General features: G+C 69.4%; 19 protein-coding genes. 8 read left to right on the top strand and 11 right to left on the bottom strand.

Translation table 11 applies throughout. From position 1 onward, the window contains the following. Positions 1 to 175 precede the first annotated feature (175 nt). Genes AC07DI_RS01810 through AC07DI_RS01820 form a run of 3 tightly spaced genes read left to right on the top strand, consistent with a single transcriptional unit; the run spans position 176 to position 3,794 of the window. On the top strand, positions 176 to 703 hold the full coding sequence (locus tag AC07DI_RS01810) for a PadR family transcriptional regulator (RefSeq protein WP_384263307.1): 528 nt from the start codon (positions 176 to 178) through the stop codon (positions 701 to 703). Beyond that, positions 700 to 1,386, top strand: coding sequence for an ABC transporter ATP-binding protein (locus tag AC07DI_RS01815; RefSeq protein ID WP_478901507.1), 687 nt, complete (start codon positions 700 to 702; stop codon positions 1,384 to 1,386). The genes AC07DI_RS01810 and AC07DI_RS01815 overlap by 4 nt, the downstream gene beginning before the upstream one ends. Beyond that, positions 1,383 to 3,794, top strand: a complete 2,412-nt coding sequence (locus AC07DI_RS01820; RefSeq protein WP_478901508.1) for an ABC transporter permease — start codon at positions 1,383 to 1,385, stop codon at positions 3,792 to 3,794. The genes AC07DI_RS01815 and AC07DI_RS01820 overlap by 4 nt, the downstream gene beginning before the upstream one ends. Before the next feature lie 150 nt (positions 3,795 to 3,944). On the opposite strand, the gene AC07DI_RS01825 is transcribed toward AC07DI_RS01820, so the two are convergent. After that, the gene (locus AC07DI_RS01825) at positions 3,945 to 4,901 is read right to left on the bottom strand and encodes a LysR substrate-binding domain-containing protein (protein WP_384263315.1); all 957 of its coding nucleotides are present in this window, start codon (positions 4,899 to 4,901) and stop codon (positions 3,945 to 3,947) included. Positions 4,902 to 5,034: 133 nt separating this feature from the next. Here AC07DI_RS01825 and AC07DI_RS01830 point away from each other — a divergent pair, with 133 nt between their 5' ends. Both AC07DI_RS01830 and AC07DI_RS01835 read left to right on the top strand, forming a co-directional pair. Further along, complete coding sequence (locus AC07DI_RS01830) at positions 5,035 to 5,589, top strand: peroxiredoxin (protein ID WP_384263317.1); 555 nt, start codon at positions 5,035 to 5,037, stop codon at positions 5,587 to 5,589. A 16-nt stretch (positions 5,590 to 5,605) separates the two neighbouring features. Next, positions 5,606 to 6,139 carry an alkyl hydroperoxide reductase gene (locus tag AC07DI_RS01835; RefSeq protein WP_055568864.1) on the top strand — a complete coding sequence of 178 codons (534 nt, stop codon included), beginning with the start codon at positions 5,606 to 5,608 and terminating at the stop codon, positions 6,137 to 6,139. Positions 6,140 to 6,211: 72 nt separating this feature from the next. Here AC07DI_RS01835 and AC07DI_RS01840 read toward each other — a convergent pair whose 3' ends face one another. The 4 genes from AC07DI_RS01840 to AC07DI_RS01855 form a co-directional block, all read right to left on the bottom strand. Continuing rightward, a complete protein-coding gene (locus tag AC07DI_RS01840; protein ID WP_478901510.1) occupies positions 6,212 to 7,525 on the bottom strand; it encodes an AI-2E family transporter in 1,314 nt (437 codons plus the stop codon). A gap of 135 nt (positions 7,526 to 7,660) precedes the next feature. Continuing rightward, the gene (locus AC07DI_RS01845; protein ID WP_478901512.1) at positions 7,661 to 8,389 is read right to left on the bottom strand and encodes an aggregation-promoting factor C-terminal-like domain-containing protein; all 729 of its coding nucleotides are present in this window, start codon (positions 8,387 to 8,389) and stop codon (positions 7,661 to 7,663) included. 399 nt (positions 8,390 to 8,788) lie between these two features. Then, positions 8,789 to 10,111, bottom strand: coding sequence for a PhoH family protein (locus tag AC07DI_RS01850; protein ID WP_384261640.1), 1,323 nt, complete (start codon positions 10,109 to 10,111; stop codon positions 8,789 to 8,791). 331 nt (positions 10,112 to 10,442) lie between these two features. Then, the gene (locus AC07DI_RS01855; RefSeq protein WP_384261637.1) at positions 10,443 to 11,204 is read right to left on the bottom strand and encodes an isoprenyl transferase; all 762 of its coding nucleotides are present in this window, start codon (positions 11,202 to 11,204) and stop codon (positions 10,443 to 10,445) included. Positions 11,205 to 11,333: 129 nt separating this feature from the next. On the opposite strand from AC07DI_RS01855, the gene mgrA reads away from it, so the two are divergent. Then, entirely contained in the window at positions 11,334 to 12,371 is a 1,038-nt protein-coding gene (mgrA, locus tag AC07DI_RS01860) for an L-glyceraldehyde 3-phosphate reductase (protein WP_384261634.1), read from the top strand. A 100-nt stretch (positions 12,372 to 12,471) separates the two neighbouring features. Here the strand turns inward: mgrA and AC07DI_RS01865 are convergent, their stop codons facing one another. Then, positions 12,472 to 13,026, bottom strand: coding sequence for a hypothetical protein (locus AC07DI_RS01865; protein ID WP_478901513.1), 555 nt, complete (start codon positions 13,024 to 13,026; stop codon positions 12,472 to 12,474). A gap of 300 nt (positions 13,027 to 13,326) precedes the next feature. Between AC07DI_RS01865 and AC07DI_RS01870 the strand changes: the two genes are divergently transcribed. Further along, positions 13,327 to 13,737 carry a DUF192 domain-containing protein gene (locus tag AC07DI_RS01870; protein ID WP_478901514.1) on the top strand — a complete coding sequence of 137 codons (411 nt, stop codon included), beginning with the start codon at positions 13,327 to 13,329 and terminating at the stop codon, positions 13,735 to 13,737. A 220-nt stretch (positions 13,738 to 13,957) separates the two neighbouring features. Here AC07DI_RS01870 and AC07DI_RS01875 read toward each other — a convergent pair whose 3' ends face one another. Next, on the bottom strand, positions 13,958 to 14,755 hold the full coding sequence (locus AC07DI_RS01875) for a class I SAM-dependent methyltransferase (RefSeq protein WP_478901516.1): 798 nt from the start codon (positions 14,753 to 14,755) through the stop codon (positions 13,958 to 13,960). A gap of 82 nt (positions 14,756 to 14,837) precedes the next feature. On the opposite strand from AC07DI_RS01875, the gene AC07DI_RS01880 reads away from it, so the two are divergent. Continuing rightward, positions 14,838 to 15,299 carry a nuclear transport factor 2 family protein gene (locus AC07DI_RS01880; RefSeq protein WP_478901518.1) on the top strand — a complete coding sequence of 154 codons (462 nt, stop codon included), beginning with the start codon at positions 14,838 to 14,840 and terminating at the stop codon, positions 15,297 to 15,299. Here the strand turns inward: AC07DI_RS01880 and AC07DI_RS01885 are convergent. The 4 genes from AC07DI_RS01885 to AC07DI_RS01900 are packed head-to-tail and all read right to left on the bottom strand — an operon-like array spanning position 15,289 to position 17,416. Next, positions 15,289 to 15,960: an OmpA family protein gene (locus AC07DI_RS01885; protein WP_478901519.1), complete on the bottom strand. Its 672-nt coding sequence runs from the start codon at positions 15,958 to 15,960 to the stop codon at positions 15,289 to 15,291. The genes AC07DI_RS01880 and AC07DI_RS01885 overlap by 11 nt on opposite strands. Positions 15,961 to 15,963: 3 nt before the next feature. Next, positions 15,964 to 16,563, bottom strand: coding sequence for a hypothetical protein (locus AC07DI_RS01890; protein WP_478901521.1), 600 nt, complete (start codon positions 16,561 to 16,563; stop codon positions 15,964 to 15,966). Between the two features lie 32 nt (positions 16,564 to 16,595). Next, positions 16,596 to 17,198: a pilus assembly protein TadG-related protein gene (locus AC07DI_RS01895; protein ID WP_478901522.1), complete on the bottom strand. Its 603-nt coding sequence runs from the start codon at positions 17,196 to 17,198 to the stop codon at positions 16,596 to 16,598. After that, a complete protein-coding gene (locus AC07DI_RS01900) occupies positions 17,198 to 17,416 on the bottom strand; it encodes a hypothetical protein (protein WP_478901736.1) in 219 nt (72 codons plus the stop codon). The genes AC07DI_RS01895 and AC07DI_RS01900 overlap by 1 nt, the downstream gene beginning before the upstream one ends. Between the last annotated feature and the right edge of the window lie 39 nt (positions 17,417 to 17,455).

The following is a 17,455-nucleotide window of genomic DNA, read 5'->3' on the forward strand; positions in this document are numbered from 1 at the left end:
GACAAACTCCTGCCCATCCGGTCTTTTCCGGACGTGACAATGAGCACCTGCCCCTAAGGAACCGACGCCCGCCGGGCCCCTATGGTTGCCCGCCCCTCGCACAAATGATCTCTGCACGGTGTGTATACGTGCCGCGTATACACATCACGTATACACACCGTGTAGAGTGCTCCGCATGTCCATTGGCCATACCCTTCTGGGTCTCCTGGAGTCGGGCCCCCGGCACGGCTACGACCTCAAGCGCGCCTTCGACGAGAAGTTCGGGCACGACAAGCCCCTGCACTACGGGCAGGTCTACTCGACCATGTCCCGGCTCTTGAAGAACGGCCTCGTCGAAGTCGACGGCATAGAGGCGGGCGGCGGTCCCGAGCGCAAGCGGTACGCGATCACCGAGGCGGGCGTCACGGATGTCCACCGCTGGCTCGCCACCCCCGAGAAGCCGGAGCCCTACCTCCAGTCGACGCTCTACACCAAGGTCGTCCTCGCGCTGCTCACCGGCCGCGACGCCGCCGAACTCCTCGACGTACAGCGCGCGGAGCACCTGCGCCTGATGCGCATCCTCACCGACCGCAAGCGCAAGGGCGACCTCGCCGACCAGCTCATCTGCGACCACGCGCTCTTCCACCTCGAAGCCGACCTGCGCTGGCTTGAGCTGGCCGCCGCACGCCTCGGCAAGCTCGCCCAGGAGGTGCGCTCCTCATGACCCCCGCAGGTTCCCTCCTCGTGGCCGACGGACTCCGCAAGTCGTACGGCCCGACCACCGCGCTCGACGGCGCGCAGTTCTCCATCCACCCCGGCGAGGTCGTCGCCGTCATGGGCCCCTCCGGCTCGGGAAAGTCGACCCTGCTGCACTGCCTCGCCGGGATCGTCCGCCCCGACGCGGGCTCCATCGCGTACGGCGGCCGCTCACTGACCGGCATGTCGGACGCCGAACTGAGCGCCCTGCGCCGCAGCGAGTTCGGCTTCGTCTTCCAGTTCGGCCAGCTCGTGCCCGAGCTCACCTGCGTCGAGAACGTCGCACTGCCGCTGCGCCTGAACGGCGTCAAGCGCAAGGAGGCCGAGGCGACTGCCCGCTCCTGGATGGAGCGCCTGGAGGTCGACGACGTCGCCGCCAAGCGGCCCGGCGAGGTCTCCGGCGGACAGGGCCAGCGCGTCGCCGTCGCCCGCGCCCTGGCCACCACCCCGCGCGTCATCTTCGCCGACGAGCCGACCGGCGCCCTCGACTCACTCAACGGCGAGCGCGTCATGGAGCTCCTGACCGACGCGGCCCGCTCGGCCAACACGGCCGTCGTCCTGGTCACCCACGAGACCCGCGTCGCCGCCTACTCCGACCGCGAGATCGTCGTGCGGGACGGGAAGTCCCGTGACATGGAGCGGGCCTCATGAGCGACACCCGAGTGCGCCCGGGGCCCTCGACAGCGGCGCCGAGCTCCAAGGCCCCGACCGGAGTCGCCGCCTGGCTGCGCGACCTGGGCATGGGCATACGGTTCGCGACGGGCGGCGGCCGCGAGGGCTGGATCCGCACGGTCCTGACCGCTGTCGGCGTCGGCCTCGGCGTCGCGCTGCTGCTCGGCGCCGCATCGGTGCCGAACATGCTGCAGAACCGCGACGACCGGTCGTTCGCCCGCACACCGCACTCCTCCCTCGACGGTTCGCCGGTCAAGGCGTCCGAGTCGACGGTGGTCATGCGCAACACCGGTACCACGTTCCGCGAGAAGAGCCTGACCGGCTTCTTCGTGCGCGCCGACGGCAGGAGCCCGGCGCTACCGCCCGGACTCGACAAGCTCCCCGCGCCCGGCGAGATGGTCGTCTCGCCCGCGCTGCGCGACCTGCTCGACGACCCGGCGAACAAGCTGCTCAAGGAACGCTTCGGCGACTACCGCGTGACCGGCACCATCGGCGAGGCGGGCCTCCTCTCACCCGTGGAGCTCTACTACTACGCGGGCAGCGACAAGATCACCGCGACGGGCAACAACTACCGCGTCGAGGGCTTCGGGCAGGACGACTCACTGCCCCTCGACCCGTTCCTGATGGCGCTCGTCGTGCTGATCTGCGTCGTCCTCCTCACCCCGGTGGCGATCTTCATCGGCACGGCCGTCCGGTTCGGCGGCGACCGGCGCGACCGGCGGCTCGCGGCCCTGCGCCTGGTCGGCGCGGACGCCCGTGCGGTGCGCAGGATCGCGGCGGGCGAAGCGCTGTTCGGCGCGCTCCTCGGGCTCGCCGCGGGTGCCGTGTTCTTCCTGCTCCTGCGGGAGCTGGTGGGCGTGGTCGACCTGACGAACGTCAGCGCCTACCCCTCCGACATGGTGCCGTCGCCCGGCCTGGTCGCGCTGGTCGCGGTGGCCGTGCCGGTGGCCGCGGTCCTGGTGACGCTGATCTCGCTGCGCTCGGTCGCCATCGAACCCCTCGGCGTGTTCCGGGGCGCCAAGCAGCGCAAGCGCCGCCTGTGGTGGCGGCTCGTCCTGCCGGTCCTCGGCATCGGCATCCTGCTCTACTCCGGCCGCATCGACCGCGACATGGGCAACGACGCCGTCAACGTGACCGCGATCGCGGTGGGTTCGGCGCTCTCCCTGATCGGGCTCAGCGCGCTGCTTCCCTGGCTCGTCGAGGCCGTCGTGGGACGACTGCGCGGCGGGCCCGTGCCCTGGCAACTCGCCGTCCGCAGGCTTCAGATGACCACCGGCACCGCATCCCGCGCGGTCAGCGGGATCACCGTCGCGGTGGCGGGCGCGGTGGCGCTGCAGATGATGTTCGCGTCCATGCACGACGACTTCAACGAGATCACGGGGCAGGACACCACGCGCGCCCAGCTCACGGTCCGCAGCGGGGCCGCCAGTGGCCCCCTCAGCCAGCGGATGATCGACGACTTCGCCGCGACCAAGGGCGTCACCAAGGTCATCGGGACCGTGCAGGCGTTCGTCACCCGCCCCGACGGCAAGAAGGTCAACAACCTCACGCCGACCACGCAGGTGACCATCGGCACCTGCGCGACCCTGCGCGAGCTGGCGGCCATCGGCTCGTGCAAGGACGGCGACACCTTCATCTCGCACACCGGCAGCAAGGAGCAGAACGGCTGGGTGGACCAGACGGCACGCCCCGGCAAGCCGGTCAATGTCGGGCCCGACCCCGACTTCCACAAGAAGGCGGACCCGGTCCTGTGGACGCTGCCCAAGGACACGCCCACCGTCCAGGCGCGGCCCAACCCGTCCGGCAGGAAGATCGACGGCATCTTCGCGACGCCGGGCGCCATCGACGTCAAGAAGCTGGACGACGCGTCGACGACCTCCTGGGTCAAGACCGACCCGAAGGTGGCGGACGCCGAGGAGTACGTGCGCAACACGGCGCTCCGCATCGATCCGTTCATCGGTGTGGACACCCTGAAGTCGGTCGACCGCGACAAGCAGTACGCGTCCATCGCGCGCGGTCTGCAGATCGGCGCGAGCGCCACGATGACGCTGATCGCGGCCTCCATGCTGGTCTCGATGATCGAGCAACTGCGTGAGCGCAAGAGGCTGCTCGCGGCACTCACCGCGTTCGGCACGCGCCGCTCGTCGATGGCGTGGTCGCTCCTGTGGCAGACGGCGGTCCCGGTCGCCCTCGGACTCGGCCTCGCGATCATCGGCGGTCTCGGCCTCGGCGTGGTCATGACCCGCATGATCGACAAGTCGGTCACCGACTGGTGGTCGTTCCTGCCCCTGACGGGCGCGGGCGCGGCGATGGTGGCCGCCGTCACGCTCCTCAGCCTGCCACCGCTGCGCCGCATGATGAGGCCGGACGGCTTGCGCACGGAGTAGCTCCGGGCGCCGGGGCTTTCAGAGGCGGCGCCCAGGGGGCCTTCAGGGGCGGCGCCGGGGGTTGCTTTCAGGGCCGCGGGGAGCTGCGCGGACAGCCACGTCCGACCCGCGGCCAGCGGACCGGCATCGCGGCGGTACGCCGGTGCGGGATCACACCACCACCCGCACCGGCAACGCCCGCACCGCCTCCTTCAGGGCCCGCGCCAGCTCCTCGTACTCCGCGGCCCGCGCCGCCCCCGCCCGCATCGCGAGGGCGATCCGCCGGGTCGGCGCCGGATCGGCGAAGTACCCGGTGAGCAGCTGATTGCTGCGGCTCGTCTCCACCCGCACAGCCGTGCGCGGCAGCAGCGTCACGCCGAGCCCGCCCGCGACCAGCTGGACGAGCGTGGAGAGCCCGGCGGCGGTCGTGGTGACGGGAGCCTCCGCGCGGCCCGCCTCCCGGCAGATGTCGAGGGCCTGGTCCCGCAGGCAGTGCCCCTCGTCGAGGAGCAGCAGGTTCAGCTCCTTCAGCGCCTCGCGCGGAATGCCCTCGCGGCCGCCGAGCCAGTGATCCAGCGGCGTGACGAGCACGAAGTCCTCGTCGAAGAGCGGCAGCTCCGCCACCCCCGGCACCCCGAGCGGCACCGCGAGCAGCAGCAGGTCGAGCCGTCCGGCCGTGAGCCCTTCGAGGAGCGAGGAGGTCTGCTCCTCGTGCACCTGGAGGTCCAGGTCGGGATACTTGTCGTGGACCAGCGTGATCACCGCGGGCAGCAGGTACGGCGCCACGGTCGGGATCACGCCGAGCCGCAGCGCGCCGGTGAACGGTGCCTTGACGGCGTCGGCCTCCTCCATGAGCGCCTCGACCTCGTCGAGGACCGCCTTCACCCGCAGGGCGAGCCGCTCGCCGGCGGGCGAGAGCAGCACCTTCCGGGTGGTCCGCTCCAGGAGCTTGACACCCAGTGCCTCCTCCAGCGCGGCCACGGCCCCGGAGAGGGCGGGCTGACTCATCCCGATCGCGGCCGCGGCGTCCCGGAAGTGCAGATGCTCGGCCACGGCGGCGAAGGCGCGCAGCTGCGCAAGACTCGGCTGCCTGCCGTTTGTCGGCTTTCCCCTATATATGGCTCGCACTGATAACCACCTCCGATCAACACGACCCACTCTAGCTATTTCCGTAATCAATGCACCCTGTGCCACCATCGACATCAGTCCAACCCCACAGGAAACTCCCCAAAAGGGAGTCTCTCTGCTGCAAGGAGTACGTGTGCTCACTGTCGGTGACAAGTTCCCCGAGTTCGACCTGACCGCCTGCGTCTCGCTTGAGAAGGGCGCGGAGTTCGAGCAGATCAACCACAAGACCTACGAGGGCAAGTGGAAGGTCGTCTTCGCTTGGCCCAAGGACTTCACCTTCGTGTGCCCGACGGAGATCGCGGCGTTCGGCAAGCTGAACGACGAGTTCGCCGACCGCGACGCCCAGATCCTCGGCTTCTCCGGTGACTCCGAGTTCGTGCACCACGCCTGGCGCAAGGACCACCCGGACCTCACCGACCTGCCCTTCCCGATGATGGCCGACTCGAAGCACGAGCTCATGCGTGAGCTCGGCATCGAGGGCGCGGACGGCTTCGCGCAGCGCGCCGTCTTCATCGTCGACCAGAACAACGAGATCCAGTTCACGATGGTGACCGCCGGTTCCGTGGGCCGTAACCCCAAGGAGGTCCTGCGGGTCCTCGATGCCCTGCAGACCGACGAGCTCTGCCCGTGCAACTGGACCCAGGGCGACGAGACCCTCGACCCGGTCGCGCTGCTCTCGGGCGAGTGAACAGGAGCCTTCTGACATGGCACTCGACGAACTGAAGTCCGCCGTACCGGACTACGCCAAGGACCTGAAGCTGAACCTCGGCTCGGTCATCGGCAACTCGGACCTGCCGCAGCAGCAGCTGTGGGGCACCGTGCTGGCCTGCGCCATCGCGTCCCGCTCCCCCAAGGTGCTGCGCGAGCTGGAGCCCGAGGCGAAGGCCAACCTCTCCCCCGAGGCGTACACCGCCGCCAAGTCGGCCGCCGCCGTCATGGCGATGAACAACGTCTTCTACCGCACGCGTCACCTGCTCTCCGACCCGGAGTACGGGACGATGCGCGCCGGTCTGCGGATGAACGTCATCGGCAACCCGGGCGTCGAGAAGGTCGACTTCGAGCTGTGGTCCCTCGCGGTCTCCGCGATCAACGGCTGCGGCCAGTGCCTGGACTCGCACGAGCAGGTCCTGCGCAAGGCCGGTGTCGACCGCGAGACGATCCAGGAGGCGTTCAAGATCGCCGCGGTCATCCAGGCCGTGGGCGTCACGCTGGACTCCGAGGCGCACCTCGCGGAGTGACCTCCGCACCCTCGAAAACACCGGCCGGGCTGGATTCCTCCAGCCCGGCCGGTGTTTTCGTGTGTCCCGGAGCTACTGCTGCGGCGGCTCCGCCGGGGCGGCGTCCACGGCGGTGGCCCCCCTCGGCTGCGGCGCCTGCTTGAGCGCCGCCTCGCGGGAGTACGCCCGCAGGTAGCCGACGACCGTGTTGGTGACGGCCACCAGCGGTACCGCCACGACCGCACCGCCGACCCCGGCGACCATGCCGCCCGCGGCGACGGACAGGATCACCGCCAGCGGATGCACCCGCACCGCGCGGCCGAGGATGAACGGCTGCAGGATGTGCCCCTCGATCTGCTGCACCGCGAGGACCACCGCGAGCGCCATCACCGCGGTGAACACGCCCTGCGTCACCAGCGCGACGACCACCGCGAGCGCGCCGGAGACCACGGCACCGACCAGCGGCACGAACGCGGCGAGGAAGATGATGACGGCGAGCGGCACCGCCATCGGCACCCCGAGGAAGTAGATGCCGAGGCCGATGAAGATGGCGTCGATGAGAGCCACTATCACCGTGCCGCGCACATACGCGGTGAGCGTGCGCCACGCCCGCGGCCCCGCGCCCGCGATGCCGGGCCGCGCCTGGGCGGGCATCAGCTTCAGGAACCACTGCCAGATGCGCTTGCCGTCGTAGAGCAGGAAGAGCGTCGAGAACATCGCCAGCAGGATGCCGGTCAGCATCTCGACGATGACGGTGACGCCTTCGAGGCCCGCGGAGGTGAGCTCCTCGGTGTTGGAGCCGACCGCGTCCCGCAGGCTCTTGGCGATGTCGTTGATCTGGTCCTCGGTCACGTGGAACGGGCTGTTGAGGAGCCACTTACGCAGATCCTCGATGCCGTCCTGGACCTGCCGGGAGAGTTCGTCGGCGTTCTCCATGACCTGCCAGACCACGAACCAGCCGACCAGGCCCATGATGACGAAGCCGAGGATCGCCGTGACCGCCGTCGCGAGGCCGCGCGGAAGCCCGAGCCGCCGCAGCCGGGCCACGGTGGGCTGCAGCAGCGCGGTGAACAGGAGCGCGGCCACGAAGGCGAGCACGACGAGCTGCACCGCGCTGATGACCTTCATCAGGACCCAGAGTGTGCCCGCGAGGACGAGGAGGCGCCAGCCGGCCTCGGCCGCGACGCGCATGCCCCACGGGATGGAGGCCACAGGGTCGGGTCTGGCCGCTATGGCCGGCGCGTACGCGGGCGGCGGCGGCACGTGTTCGGTGTCCTCGGCGGAGGAGACTCCCGGCTCGTCGGTCTCGGAGTCGGCGTCCTCGTCGCGGCGCTGCTCGTTCAACCTCTCGCCCATCTCACTCAGCCCGGCGCCCAGCCGGCCGAGCCATCCTGGCACTCGCGACATGATCCGTCCTCTACCCCCGTCGTTCCCCACCGCTCCCCCCTGGAGCTGTCGCACCGACCGTACACGGGAGAGACCCCCCACCGAAGGACGGTGAGGGGCCTCTCAAGGTTGAGCACCGGTAGGGCCGGATCCGGCCTAGTACCAGCTGTTCGCCTGCCAGAAGCTCCAGGCTCCGCACGGGCTGCCGTAGCGGTCGTTCATGTACCCGAGGCCCCACTTGATCTGCGTGGCCGGGTTGGTCTGCCAGTCGGCGCCCGCCGAGGCCATCTTGGAACCGGGCAGCGCCTGCACGAGGCCGTACGCGCCGGAACCGGCGTTGGTGGCCTTGTAGTTCCACGTGGACTCGTGGTTGACGATGTTGCTGAAGCACTGGAACTGGTCGCCGGGGACCATCTGCCGTGCCATCGCCTGGACCTGAGCGACCGTGTAAGAGCTCTGGGGCGAGAAGCTGGAGGCGTCGCGGGCGGAGGAGCGGCTGGCCTTGTTCTCGGCCTTCTCCTCACGCTCCTTCTTGGCGGCGGCCTTCTTGGCCGCCTCCTCCTTCTCCGCCTTCGCCGCGGCCTTCTGCTTCTCGATCGCCGATGCGGCGGCCTGCTTGCGGGCCTCCTCCGCGGCGGTCTTCCGCGCCGCGTTGTCGGCGGCCATGGCCTGCGCGTCGGCCTGCTGCGTCAGGGAGACGGTCTGGACCTGCGCCTGCTGACCCGCGGGGATGTCTGCGAGGAGCGTCGCATCGCTTGCAGCTGCCTCGAAGTCGTTCGTGTTCGAGGGCTGGGTGTTGCCCGAGGCGACACCCACGACAGCGCCGACGGTGGTGACCGCGGTGGCAGATGCCACGGCGAATCCCCGGACCGAAATCCGGCTCACACGGTTTCCTTCCAGCATCGCCCGCATAGGTGACCTCGCGGACGCAATCGTGCCCCTGGCACTGGCCTCCGCTTGCGATCGGTCACGGGAGGCACGGACCCGGTGCTCAACTCCCGTGACGGGAGCGTCGCGTGGTGCTTCGGGCGGCATGCGACGGTCACTATGAAGTTCTGGTGTTCGGTACCGCTGGGGGTACAGGTGTGTCGCATGCGGGGCCTGACAGGACCCAGACTCTGCCCCAGCCGGACACCGCAAGGCAATTCTCCATTGCGTGGGAAAGCTCACACCCCGTTTGCCCCACGAGTTTTACGGAAAGAGGCGCGCACCGAGACGCCGCCCGGCTAGGCTCCTTCGCTTCGCCGGGCGGCGCCAACTACGGTGCAAATGCCGTCATGTGCCTCAGAGGTGACCGTCCTCCAGCATTTCGGTCACCAGGGCCGCGATCTGCGAACGCTCCGACCGCGTGAGCGTGACGTGCGCGAAGAGCGGATGCCCCTTCAGCTTCTCGACGACGGCGACCACGCCGTCGTACCGCCCGACGCGGAGGTTGTCGCGCTGGGCCACGTCATGGGTCAGTACGACACGGGAGTTCGCCCCGATCCTGGACAGAACGGTCAACAGGACGTTCCGCTCCAGGGATTGCGCCTCGTCCACGATCACGAAGGCGTCGTGCAGCGAGCGCCCCCGGATATGGGTGAGCGGCAGCACTTCGAGCATCCCGCGCGCCGTGACCTCCTCGATGACCTCCTTGCCCGCCACCGAACCGAGCGTGTCGAAGACCGCCTGCGCCCAGGGGCCCATCTTCTCCGCCTCGGTGCCGGGCAGATAGCCGAGCTCCTGCCCGCCCACCGCGTACAGCGGCCGGAAGACCATCACCTTCTGGTGCTGCCGGCGCTCCAGGACGGCCTCCAGGCCCGCGCAGAGCGCCAGCGCCGACTTGCCGGTGCCCGCGCGGCCGCCCATCGAGACGATGCCGACGTCCGGGTCGAGGAGCAGATCGAGCGCGATCCGCTGCTCGGCGCTGCGGCCCTTGATGCCGAAGGCCTCCCGATCCCCGCGTACGAGGCGGACGTTGCCCTCGGACGTGACGCGGCCCAGCGCCTTGCCCCGCTCCGACTGGATGGTGAGCCCCGTGTGCACGGGCAGGTCGGCCGCCTCGGGGACGTACAGGGTGTCCTCTTCGAAGAGGAGGTCCACCTGTTCGGCCGAGAGCGTCAGTTCGGACATGCCGGTCCAGCCGGAGTCCGTGATGGCGAGCTCGGCGCGGTACTCCTCGGCGAGGAGGCCGACCGAGGACGCCTTGATCCGGAGCGGCAGATCCTTGGAGACGACGGTGACGTCGTACCCCTCCGCCTGGAGGTTGCGCGCGACGGCGAGAATCCGTGAGTCGTTGTCCCCCAACCGGTAGCCGGCAGGAAGCACGCCGGGATCGGAGTGGTTGAGCTCGACGCGCAGCGAACCGCCCAGGTCCCCGATCGGGATCGGGGCGTCCAGGCGGCCGTGCCGGATACGGAAGTCGTCCAGCAGGCGCAGCGCCTGCCGGGCGAAGTAGCCGAGCTCCGGATGGTGCCGCTTGGCCTCCAGCTCCGTCACCACGACGACGGGCAGCACGACTTCGTGCTCGTCGAAGCGGGTCAGGGCGTTCGGGTCGGCCAGCAGGACGCTGGTGTCGAGAACATAGGTGCGCCTGTCGGGCATGCGGCGCTTTGTGCTGGTCACCACGGAAGGACGTACCCCCTCGGATGAGGTCGGGGAGCGACGGGAGGGATGCCGGGGGCGATCCGGCGGGTGTGAGCCGGACCGGTCACGGGCCGCGGTGCGCGGGCCGAGCGCCGGCCCTCCACGTCGCCCGTGCTGCTCACACGGTCGTCCTGGTGCAACGGGCCTCCCGGGCGGACGGCTCATGCCGCCCGCTGAGATACGACGTCCCTGTCGGATACTGCTGAGACGTCGACCTGGAAGGCTTATTCCCTCGAACAAGCGCAGCCATGCCATGGCATATGACGACGCGTTGGTTAACTCCGGGTTACCCCGACCTCAGGGGCGTGCCCGGTCAGCCGCCGTAGCGGCGGTGGCGGGCCGCGTAGTCACGCAGCGCGCGCAGGAAGTCGACCTTGCGGAAGGCCGGCCAGAAGACTTCGCAGAAGTAGTACTCGGAGTGGGCGGACTGCCAGAGCATGAATCCGGAGAGACGCTGCTCGCCACTCGTTCGGATCACCAGGTCGGGGTCCGGCTGGCCGCTGGTGTAGAGGTGCTTGGAGATCTGGTCGATGTCGACGCTCTCCGCGACCTCCTCCAGGCTGCTGCCCTTGTCCGCCTGCTCCAGGAGCAGCGAGCGGACCGCGTCGGCGATCTCCTGGCGGCCGCCGTAGCCGACGGCGACGTTGACCAGTATCCCGGTGTTGGTCCGGGTCGCCTCTTCGGCTTCCTTCATCACCATCTGGGTGTGGGCGGGCAGCAGGTCCAGCGCGCCGACGTGGTGCACGCGCCAGCGGCCGTCGGCGACGAGCGAGCGGACGGTGGCCTCGATGATGCCGAGGAGCGGCTTCAGCTCGTCGTCGGGCCGGTCGAAGTTGTCGGTGGACAGCATCCACAACGTCACGACCTCGACGTCCGTCTCGGCGCACCAGCCGAGGAACTCCTCGATCTTGTGTGCGCCCGCCTGGTGGCCCTCTGCGGTGGTCCCGCCCGCCGCCTTCGCCCAGCGGCGGTTGCCGTCGAGGATGACCCCGATGTGCTTGGGCACCTGGTCGTGGTCGAGGCGGCCTTCCACCCGGCGTGCGTAAAGTCCGTACACCAGGTCGCGCAGGTTCACGTGTGTCAGCCTCCAGCAGATGGCGATCCTCCAGGGGCGCGCCCAGAGCAACCCCGAGGGCGACACCCTACCGCCGCTCGAGCGTCCCTCCACAGTCGGGTGCCAGGGCGCTGAAGTAGCTTCGTCCCCATGAACGACACGTCTCTGTATCGCGCGGCACCGGACCGTTACGACTCGATGGAGTACCGGCGGACGGGCCGCAGCGGTCTGAAACTGCCCGCGGTGTCCCTCGGGCTCTGGCACAACTTCGGCGACGACAAGGCCCTGGAGACGCAGCGCGGGATCCTGCGCCGCGCCTTCGACCTGGGCGTCACGCACTTCGACCTGGCGAACAACTACGGTCCGCCGGCCGGCTCCGCGGAGCTCAACTTCGGCAAGGTCTTCGCGCAGGACTTCGCCCCGTACCGTGACGAGCTGGTCCTCTCGACCAAGGCCGGCTACCTCATGCACCCCGGCCCGTACGGCGAGTGGGGCAGTCGAAAGTATTTGCTGTCGTCCCTCGACGCGTCGCTCAGGCGGATGGGTGTCGACTACGTGGACATCTTCTACTCCCACCGCTTCGACCCGGAGACTCCGCTCGAGGAGACGATGGGCGCCCTCGCCTCGGCCGTCCAGCAGGGCAAGGCGCTCTACGTGGGCGTCTCCTCGTACAACAGCGAGCAGACCGCGCGGGCGGCGCGCCTGTTGCGGGAGATGGGCGTCCCCGCCCTCATCCACCAGCCCTCGTACTCGATGATCAACCGCTGGACCGAGGAGGACGGGCTGCTCGACACCCTGGAGGAGGCGGGCATGGGGTGCATCTCCTTCGTGCCGCTCGCCCAGGGCCTGCTCACGAACAAGTACTTGAAGGGGATCCCCGAGGGTTCACGCGCCACCCAGGGCAAGTCGCTCGACCCGGATCTGCTGAGCGACGAGGTCGTGCGGCGGCTGAACGGCCTGAACGACATCGCGGCAGGCCGCGGCCAGTCCCTCGCCCAGCTCGCGCTGAACTGGGTGCTCCGCGACGAGCGGATGACCTCCGCGCTGATCGGCGCCTCCAGCGTCAAGCAGCTGGAGGAGAACGTGGCGGCGCTCGCGGGCCCGAAGCTGACGGAGAGCGAGCTCTCCGCGATCGACACGTTCGCGGTGTCGACGCCGGGCACCAACATCTGGGCCGGGCGGGGCTGAACCGACGGGTGACGTGACGTGGCGGGGCCCCGGGCCGGACGCGGTGCGTTCCGGCCCGGGGCCCCGGGCCGTCTTCGCCAGGTGGCGCGCGTTGGGCGTGTCAGGCCCGCGGCCGCTTGAACCACGCGCCCGCCGTGCCCTGCGAGAGCAGGACGACGACGGCTATCGCGCCGAGCAGCGGCAGCAGTCCGCCCGGGTTGCCCGCGGCCGTGCCGCCGAGGCCGAAGGCGATCTGCACGCTCATCAGGACGATGCAGGTGACGCGGATGCCGTTGCCCGCGGTGCCGAAGCGGAAGGCCATGCCGGCCGCGACCAGGAGGCAGATGTTCACGCCGAGGGCCGCACCCGCCGTCTCGGGGTTGGCGATGGCGATCAGGAGGACGGTGCCGAGGACGGTGAGTCCGGCGAGCACCCAGGTCACGATCTGCGCGGCGCGGACCACGCCGGGCATCCGGAACGGGGCCATCGGACCCTGCCCGTATCCGTACCCGGGGCCCGGACCGTAGCCCTGTCCATAACCTTGTCCGTAGCCCTGGCCATAAGCCTGGCCGTAGCCCGGGTCCTGGGCGGGGCCGTTGTAGGTGGGCAGGCTGGACTGGGGGTTGGACTGGGGGCCGGGCTGCGGAGGGGGCGGAGGGGGATGCTCGTTAGACATGCCCATGACGATAACCGGACGAAGATCTTCGGGGCACAAAAAATCGGGCCGGTCCGTGGGGGGGAGACGGACCGGCCCGAGGGGGGGTTTCCACCATAACCCTTCGTAAGTGCTGATGGGTGCATTGGCGCGCCACAACTACTCTCCGAGACCGGCCGACGACTGCGCGATCCCGTTCCACCGGCGGAATCAGGGGTTCGAAGGCGAATTCCGGCCGTGCGCGTCGGTACCCCCAAGAGGGACCCCCGCGCGGTTCGCGCGCTTGACGCCCCGGGTGGCCGGGCCGCTAATTTCGCGGTCATGGCGACGATGACGGTCTCTGCCCCTTTGCCGGGCCGCGCGGACCCGACCCCTGGTACTCCCTCTTCACCGATCGCGCCGGAGGCGTCTGCGGAGATCCCTCTGGAGATCGCGGACTCGGCGCGGGCGCGGCGGCGGGGGCTGCTCGGGCGTACGGGGATGACGGGCGCGCTCCTGCTGTCACCGGCGAGCAGCGTGCACACCGTTCGGATGCGCTTCGCCATTGATGTGGCGTATCTCGACCGCGAGCTGCGGGTGCTGTCCGTCCGGACGATGCGTCCGGGACGTATCGGGTTGCCGCGGCCGAGGGCCAGGCACGTGATCGAGGCGGAGGCCGGGGCGATGGCGGGCTGGGGCGTACGCCGGGGTGCGCGGATCGTCGTGCACGGGGCCGGGGGCGGCGTGCGGTGACGGTTCGGGGACCGGCTCCGGGGGACGGCTCGCGGCGCCGCGCGGCCCCCTCCACCGCACGGCACCGCCGCGCAGATTTGCTCACGCGAATTAGCCTTGGTCTGAACTTACGTGACGTTCAGGGGCGGATCGAGCCAGTATTGATAACGATGAGGAATCGGGGCTCGGATTCGCGGCCATACGTCACGAATTGAGCGGTGCGCGTGATGTGTTCCAGCGGCTACGGCTTGCGCAGGTCGAAGAGGTGCCGGGTGCTGTGGGCGACGAAGGGGCCCTCCGCCTCGATCCGGTCGTGCAGTTCGCTCAGTCGCGGCCGGTACTCCGCGACGCTGAAGCCCGGAACCATCCACACCACCTTGCGCAGGAAGTAGACGACCGCGCCGATGTCGTGGAACTCGATCCGCAGCCGCTCGGCCCGCAGGTCCACGACCTCCAGGCCCGCCGCCTCGGCCTCGGCGCGCTCGATGTCGGGGTGGCGGCTGTTCCTGACCTCCGCCGGCTGCGGTCCGAGGAAGTATTCGACGACCTCGAAGACGCTGGCGGGCCCGACGTGTTGAGCGAAGTACGTGCCGCCGGGGCGCAGTACGCGCGCGATCTCGTCGAAGTGGGCCTTCACCGGGTGCCGGCTGGTGACGAGGTCGAAGGCGCCGTCCGCGAACGGCAGCGGGGCGTCCTCGGGCGAGGCGACGACGGCCACGCCGCGCGGGTGGAGCAGGGCGGTGGCCTTCGCGACGTTCGCGGGCCAGCCTTCCGTGGCGACGGCGAGCGGCGGCAGGGTGGCGGCCAGGGCCAGGACCTCGCCGCCGCCGGTCTGGATGTCGAGGCTCGCGGAGGCGGTGGCGAGGCGGTCCGCCATGGCCTCGGCGTACCGCCACGAGGGCCGCGCCTCGGTGGCCCGGCCCTCGAACCAGGAGAAGTCCCACCCTTCGGTGGGCGCGGCCTCGGCCTCGGCGACGAGGTCGTCGAACGTGCGGGGGCCGCCGGTGGCCCCGGGGTCCTGGCTTGCGTGGCTGGTCATGGGGCAATCCTGACATCGGGTGCGCCCGGCGCCGCGCCGCGGGCCCTTGACGCGCGGCCGGCAGCCGTCAGACTCCACCCGTGTGACAGTGACCCGGCACACCATGACGGACGAGCAGCGCAAGTCGGTCGCGCTCGCCTACCTCAAGGCCTTCGACCGGGGCGGCAGGACCTCCGACGGCGCCCCGCTCCTCGACCTCTTCGCGGACGACGCCCAGGTGTACTTCCCCAAGTGGGGCCTCGCCGACGGCAAGGCGGCCATCGGGCGGATGTTCGGCGACGTGGGCGGCACGATCCGCTCCATCACGCACCACTACGCCGACTTCAACTGGGTCTTCTCCGGCTCGGACACCGTCGTCTGCGAGGGCACGAGCCATGGCGAGCACCGGGACGGGGCGTGGCGCGAAGGGCTGCCCGGCTGGGGCGCGGGCCGCTTCTGCGACGTCTTCGAGATCCGGGACTGGCTGATCCAGCGCTGCTTCATCTATCTGGATCCGGATTACGCGGGCGGGGACGTGGGGCGTTACCCGTGGCTCAGCTCGTAGTGCCGTCCGGCTCGGAGCCGGACTCCGAGCCGGACTCGGTCCCCGTGCTGCCGCGCGGGAAGGAGACTTCCACCCGGCGGTTCTTCGTACGGCCCTCCTCGGAGCCGTTGTCCGCGATCGGGTAGTCCTCGCTGTAGCCGCGCACGGAGTACGTGACCTCGGGGCCGAGGTAGGCCGCCAGTCTGTCGTGCACGGCTTCCGCGCGGTCGCGGGACAGCTTCTTCCCGTGGCTGTAACTGCCGAGGCTGTCCGTGAAGCCGAACACCCTGACGTCCGTGGCCTTCTGGTTCTTCGCCTCCTCGGCGATCGCCTTGATCCGGGCGTTCGCCTCGGGGTTCAGCTTCGGACTGTCCTTGGGGAACAGCACCTCCGCCTGCAACGCGAACTTCACGTCCGTGTTGGTGTCCTCGCGCCGCTCCTCGCCGCCGAGGTCCTCGACGACGGACTTGATGTCCAGCACCTTGGCGGGCGCGAGAGTAGCACCGTCGGCAAGCTTCAGCCCCGGGCTGGTGGCGTCGACTTTGGGGGGTGGGGAGGTGGTTGTGCTGCCGGGGGGGACGGGTGGGTCGTCGTCGGCCCAGGACGGGCCGGGGCCCAGTACGAGGATCAGGGTGCTGAGGGTGACGGCTGTGGTGGCGCCGGTGAGGTGGTGGCGGGCCATGGGTTACTCGCCCTCGGAGATCTCGAGCGATGCGGGGGGCATCGAAGGCACCTGCAGCTGCATTTTGTCGGCACCCTCAGGAGGGGCGGGAAACTGAGCGAACCATTCAGTGGTTGCACCTTGAGCGACGCCCCCTTGAAACTGAGTGCACAGGCAACGCCCCTCGGTGTCCCGAAGGATCAAGTACTTTTTCTTGCCCGCCTCGTCCACCAGGCTCGCTCCGGCCATGGAGCCACCGTTCTTCTTCAGTTCCTGTTCGTCGCTCGCCCATTCGGCACCGATCCAACGACCGGACTTACCATTAAGCACGGTTCCACTGACGGTCAGGAAGCCGCCCTCGTCGCGGACGGCTGAAGTGACACTCAGCGTGATGCCATTGCTCCTCACCTCAGCCAAGGTCTTGCCCGCTTCGGGAGCTTGTGAGCCGCTCCCCTTGTCAGTGTCGTCGCCGTTGTCAGCGGACGAGCTGGACGTGGAATCCTTTTCGGGTTTGTCGTCATTCCCGTCACCCCCGCCGCAGCCGGCCACCGCGAAGACCAGGCCGGTAGCGATCGCCGCAGCGGTCATCGCCCTGCGCGTCACCGTGGTGTGCCGAATGTTCATCGCTACGGCTACCTTCTCTCGTCAATCGCTTGTCAGTCGGCCAGGTGGACAGAGAAGAGCACGGAAGCGTCCGGGAGGTTGTCCAGCTCGAAGTCATCCGGATTGATGTGGAAGGATTCGCCGCCGTCGCAGTCGAATTCCACGACCTTCTCCGGGTCGGCGGATGGAGCGACATCGCAGCGCGGCTCGATGACTGCCGTGGCCTCGGCCTTGGCATGCTGGTCCGTGGCAGGAATGATCGAGTCACCGGCGGTGTACCTGGTCTCGATTTCCGCCCGGAAGCCCTGGTATCCGTTCACTTCCGCGGGACCGAAGCCGATGACCGTAGAGTCGTTCTCGGCGGCCAACGCATCGGCCGCACCGCGGGCCCCATCACTGGTGAACTTGTCCCCTACCAGCCAATCGAGCCAATCGTCACCTTCGCCGATGGACAGGCCCATTTCCTCTACGAGATCATCCCTGGCTTCCTGTGCCGCTGCCAACGCCGCCGCATCTGCCGCCGTTTGAGCACCGTTCCGCGCTGACGCGGCCTGAGCGAAGGCAAAGAAGGCCAACGCAACAAAGAGCAGAATCCCCGTCAGCCAGATGTAGATGGGGAGTGTCTGCCCTTGATCGCTACGGAGCCTTCTCGGCATCAGCCACCGACGACGTCGTCCACCGCGTTGCCGATTGCTTCCGAGATACGACCATCCAGCCCCAGCTGGTCGATCAACGTATAGATCCCCGCAATAAGAATCATCAACCCCGCATACTCCACAAACCCCGCCCCCGCATCCCGGCCCCTCCCCCGAACCCGGGACGCCACGGCGACCGTCCAGTCGACCCAGACTTTGAGCGCGCGATCCTTCAGCACGACGGCCCCTTCTCTCCCACCCGATACCGCGACCGTTGC

Source organism: Streptomyces sp. NPDC044106 (genome assembly GCF_056433985.1).

Coding starts and splice junctions, on each gene's coding strand:
- AC07DI_RS01810 (WP_384263307.1), top strand. CDS start 176: ATGTCCATTGGCCATACCCTTCTGGGTCTCCTGGAGTCGGGCCCCCGG.
- AC07DI_RS01815 (WP_478901507.1), top strand. CDS start 700: ATGACCCCCGCAGGTTCCCTCCTCGTGGCCGACGGACTCCGCAAGTCG.
- AC07DI_RS01820 (WP_478901508.1), top strand. CDS start 1,383: ATGAGCGACACCCGAGTGCGCCCGGGGCCCTCGACAGCGGCGCCGAGC.
- AC07DI_RS01835 (WP_055568864.1), top strand. CDS start 5,606: ATGGCACTCGACGAACTGAAGTCCGCCGTACCGGACTACGCCAAGGAC.
- AC07DI_RS01840 (WP_478901510.1), bottom strand. CDS start 7,525: ATGTCGCGAGTGCCAGGATGGCTCGGCCGGCTGGGCGCCGGGCTGAGT.
- mgrA (WP_384261634.1), top strand. CDS start 11,334: ATGAACGACACGTCTCTGTATCGCGCGGCACCGGACCGTTACGACTCG.
- AC07DI_RS01865 (WP_478901513.1), bottom strand. CDS start 13,026: ATGTCTAACGAGCATCCCCCTCCGCCCCCTCCGCAGCCCGGCCCCCAG.
- AC07DI_RS01870 (WP_478901514.1), top strand. CDS start 13,327: ATGGCGACGATGACGGTCTCTGCCCCTTTGCCGGGCCGCGCGGACCCG.
- AC07DI_RS01875 (WP_478901516.1), bottom strand. CDS start 14,755: ATGACCAGCCACGCAAGCCAGGACCCCGGGGCCACCGGCGGCCCCCGC.
- AC07DI_RS01885 (WP_478901519.1), bottom strand. CDS start 15,960: ATGGCCCGCCACCACCTCACCGGCGCCACCACAGCCGTCACCCTCAGC.
- AC07DI_RS01890 (WP_478901521.1), bottom strand. CDS start 16,563: ATGAACATTCGGCACACCACGGTGACGCGCAGGGCGATGACCGCTGCG.
- AC07DI_RS01895 (WP_478901522.1), bottom strand. CDS start 17,198: ATGCCGAGAAGGCTCCGTAGCGATCAAGGGCAGACACTCCCCATCTAC.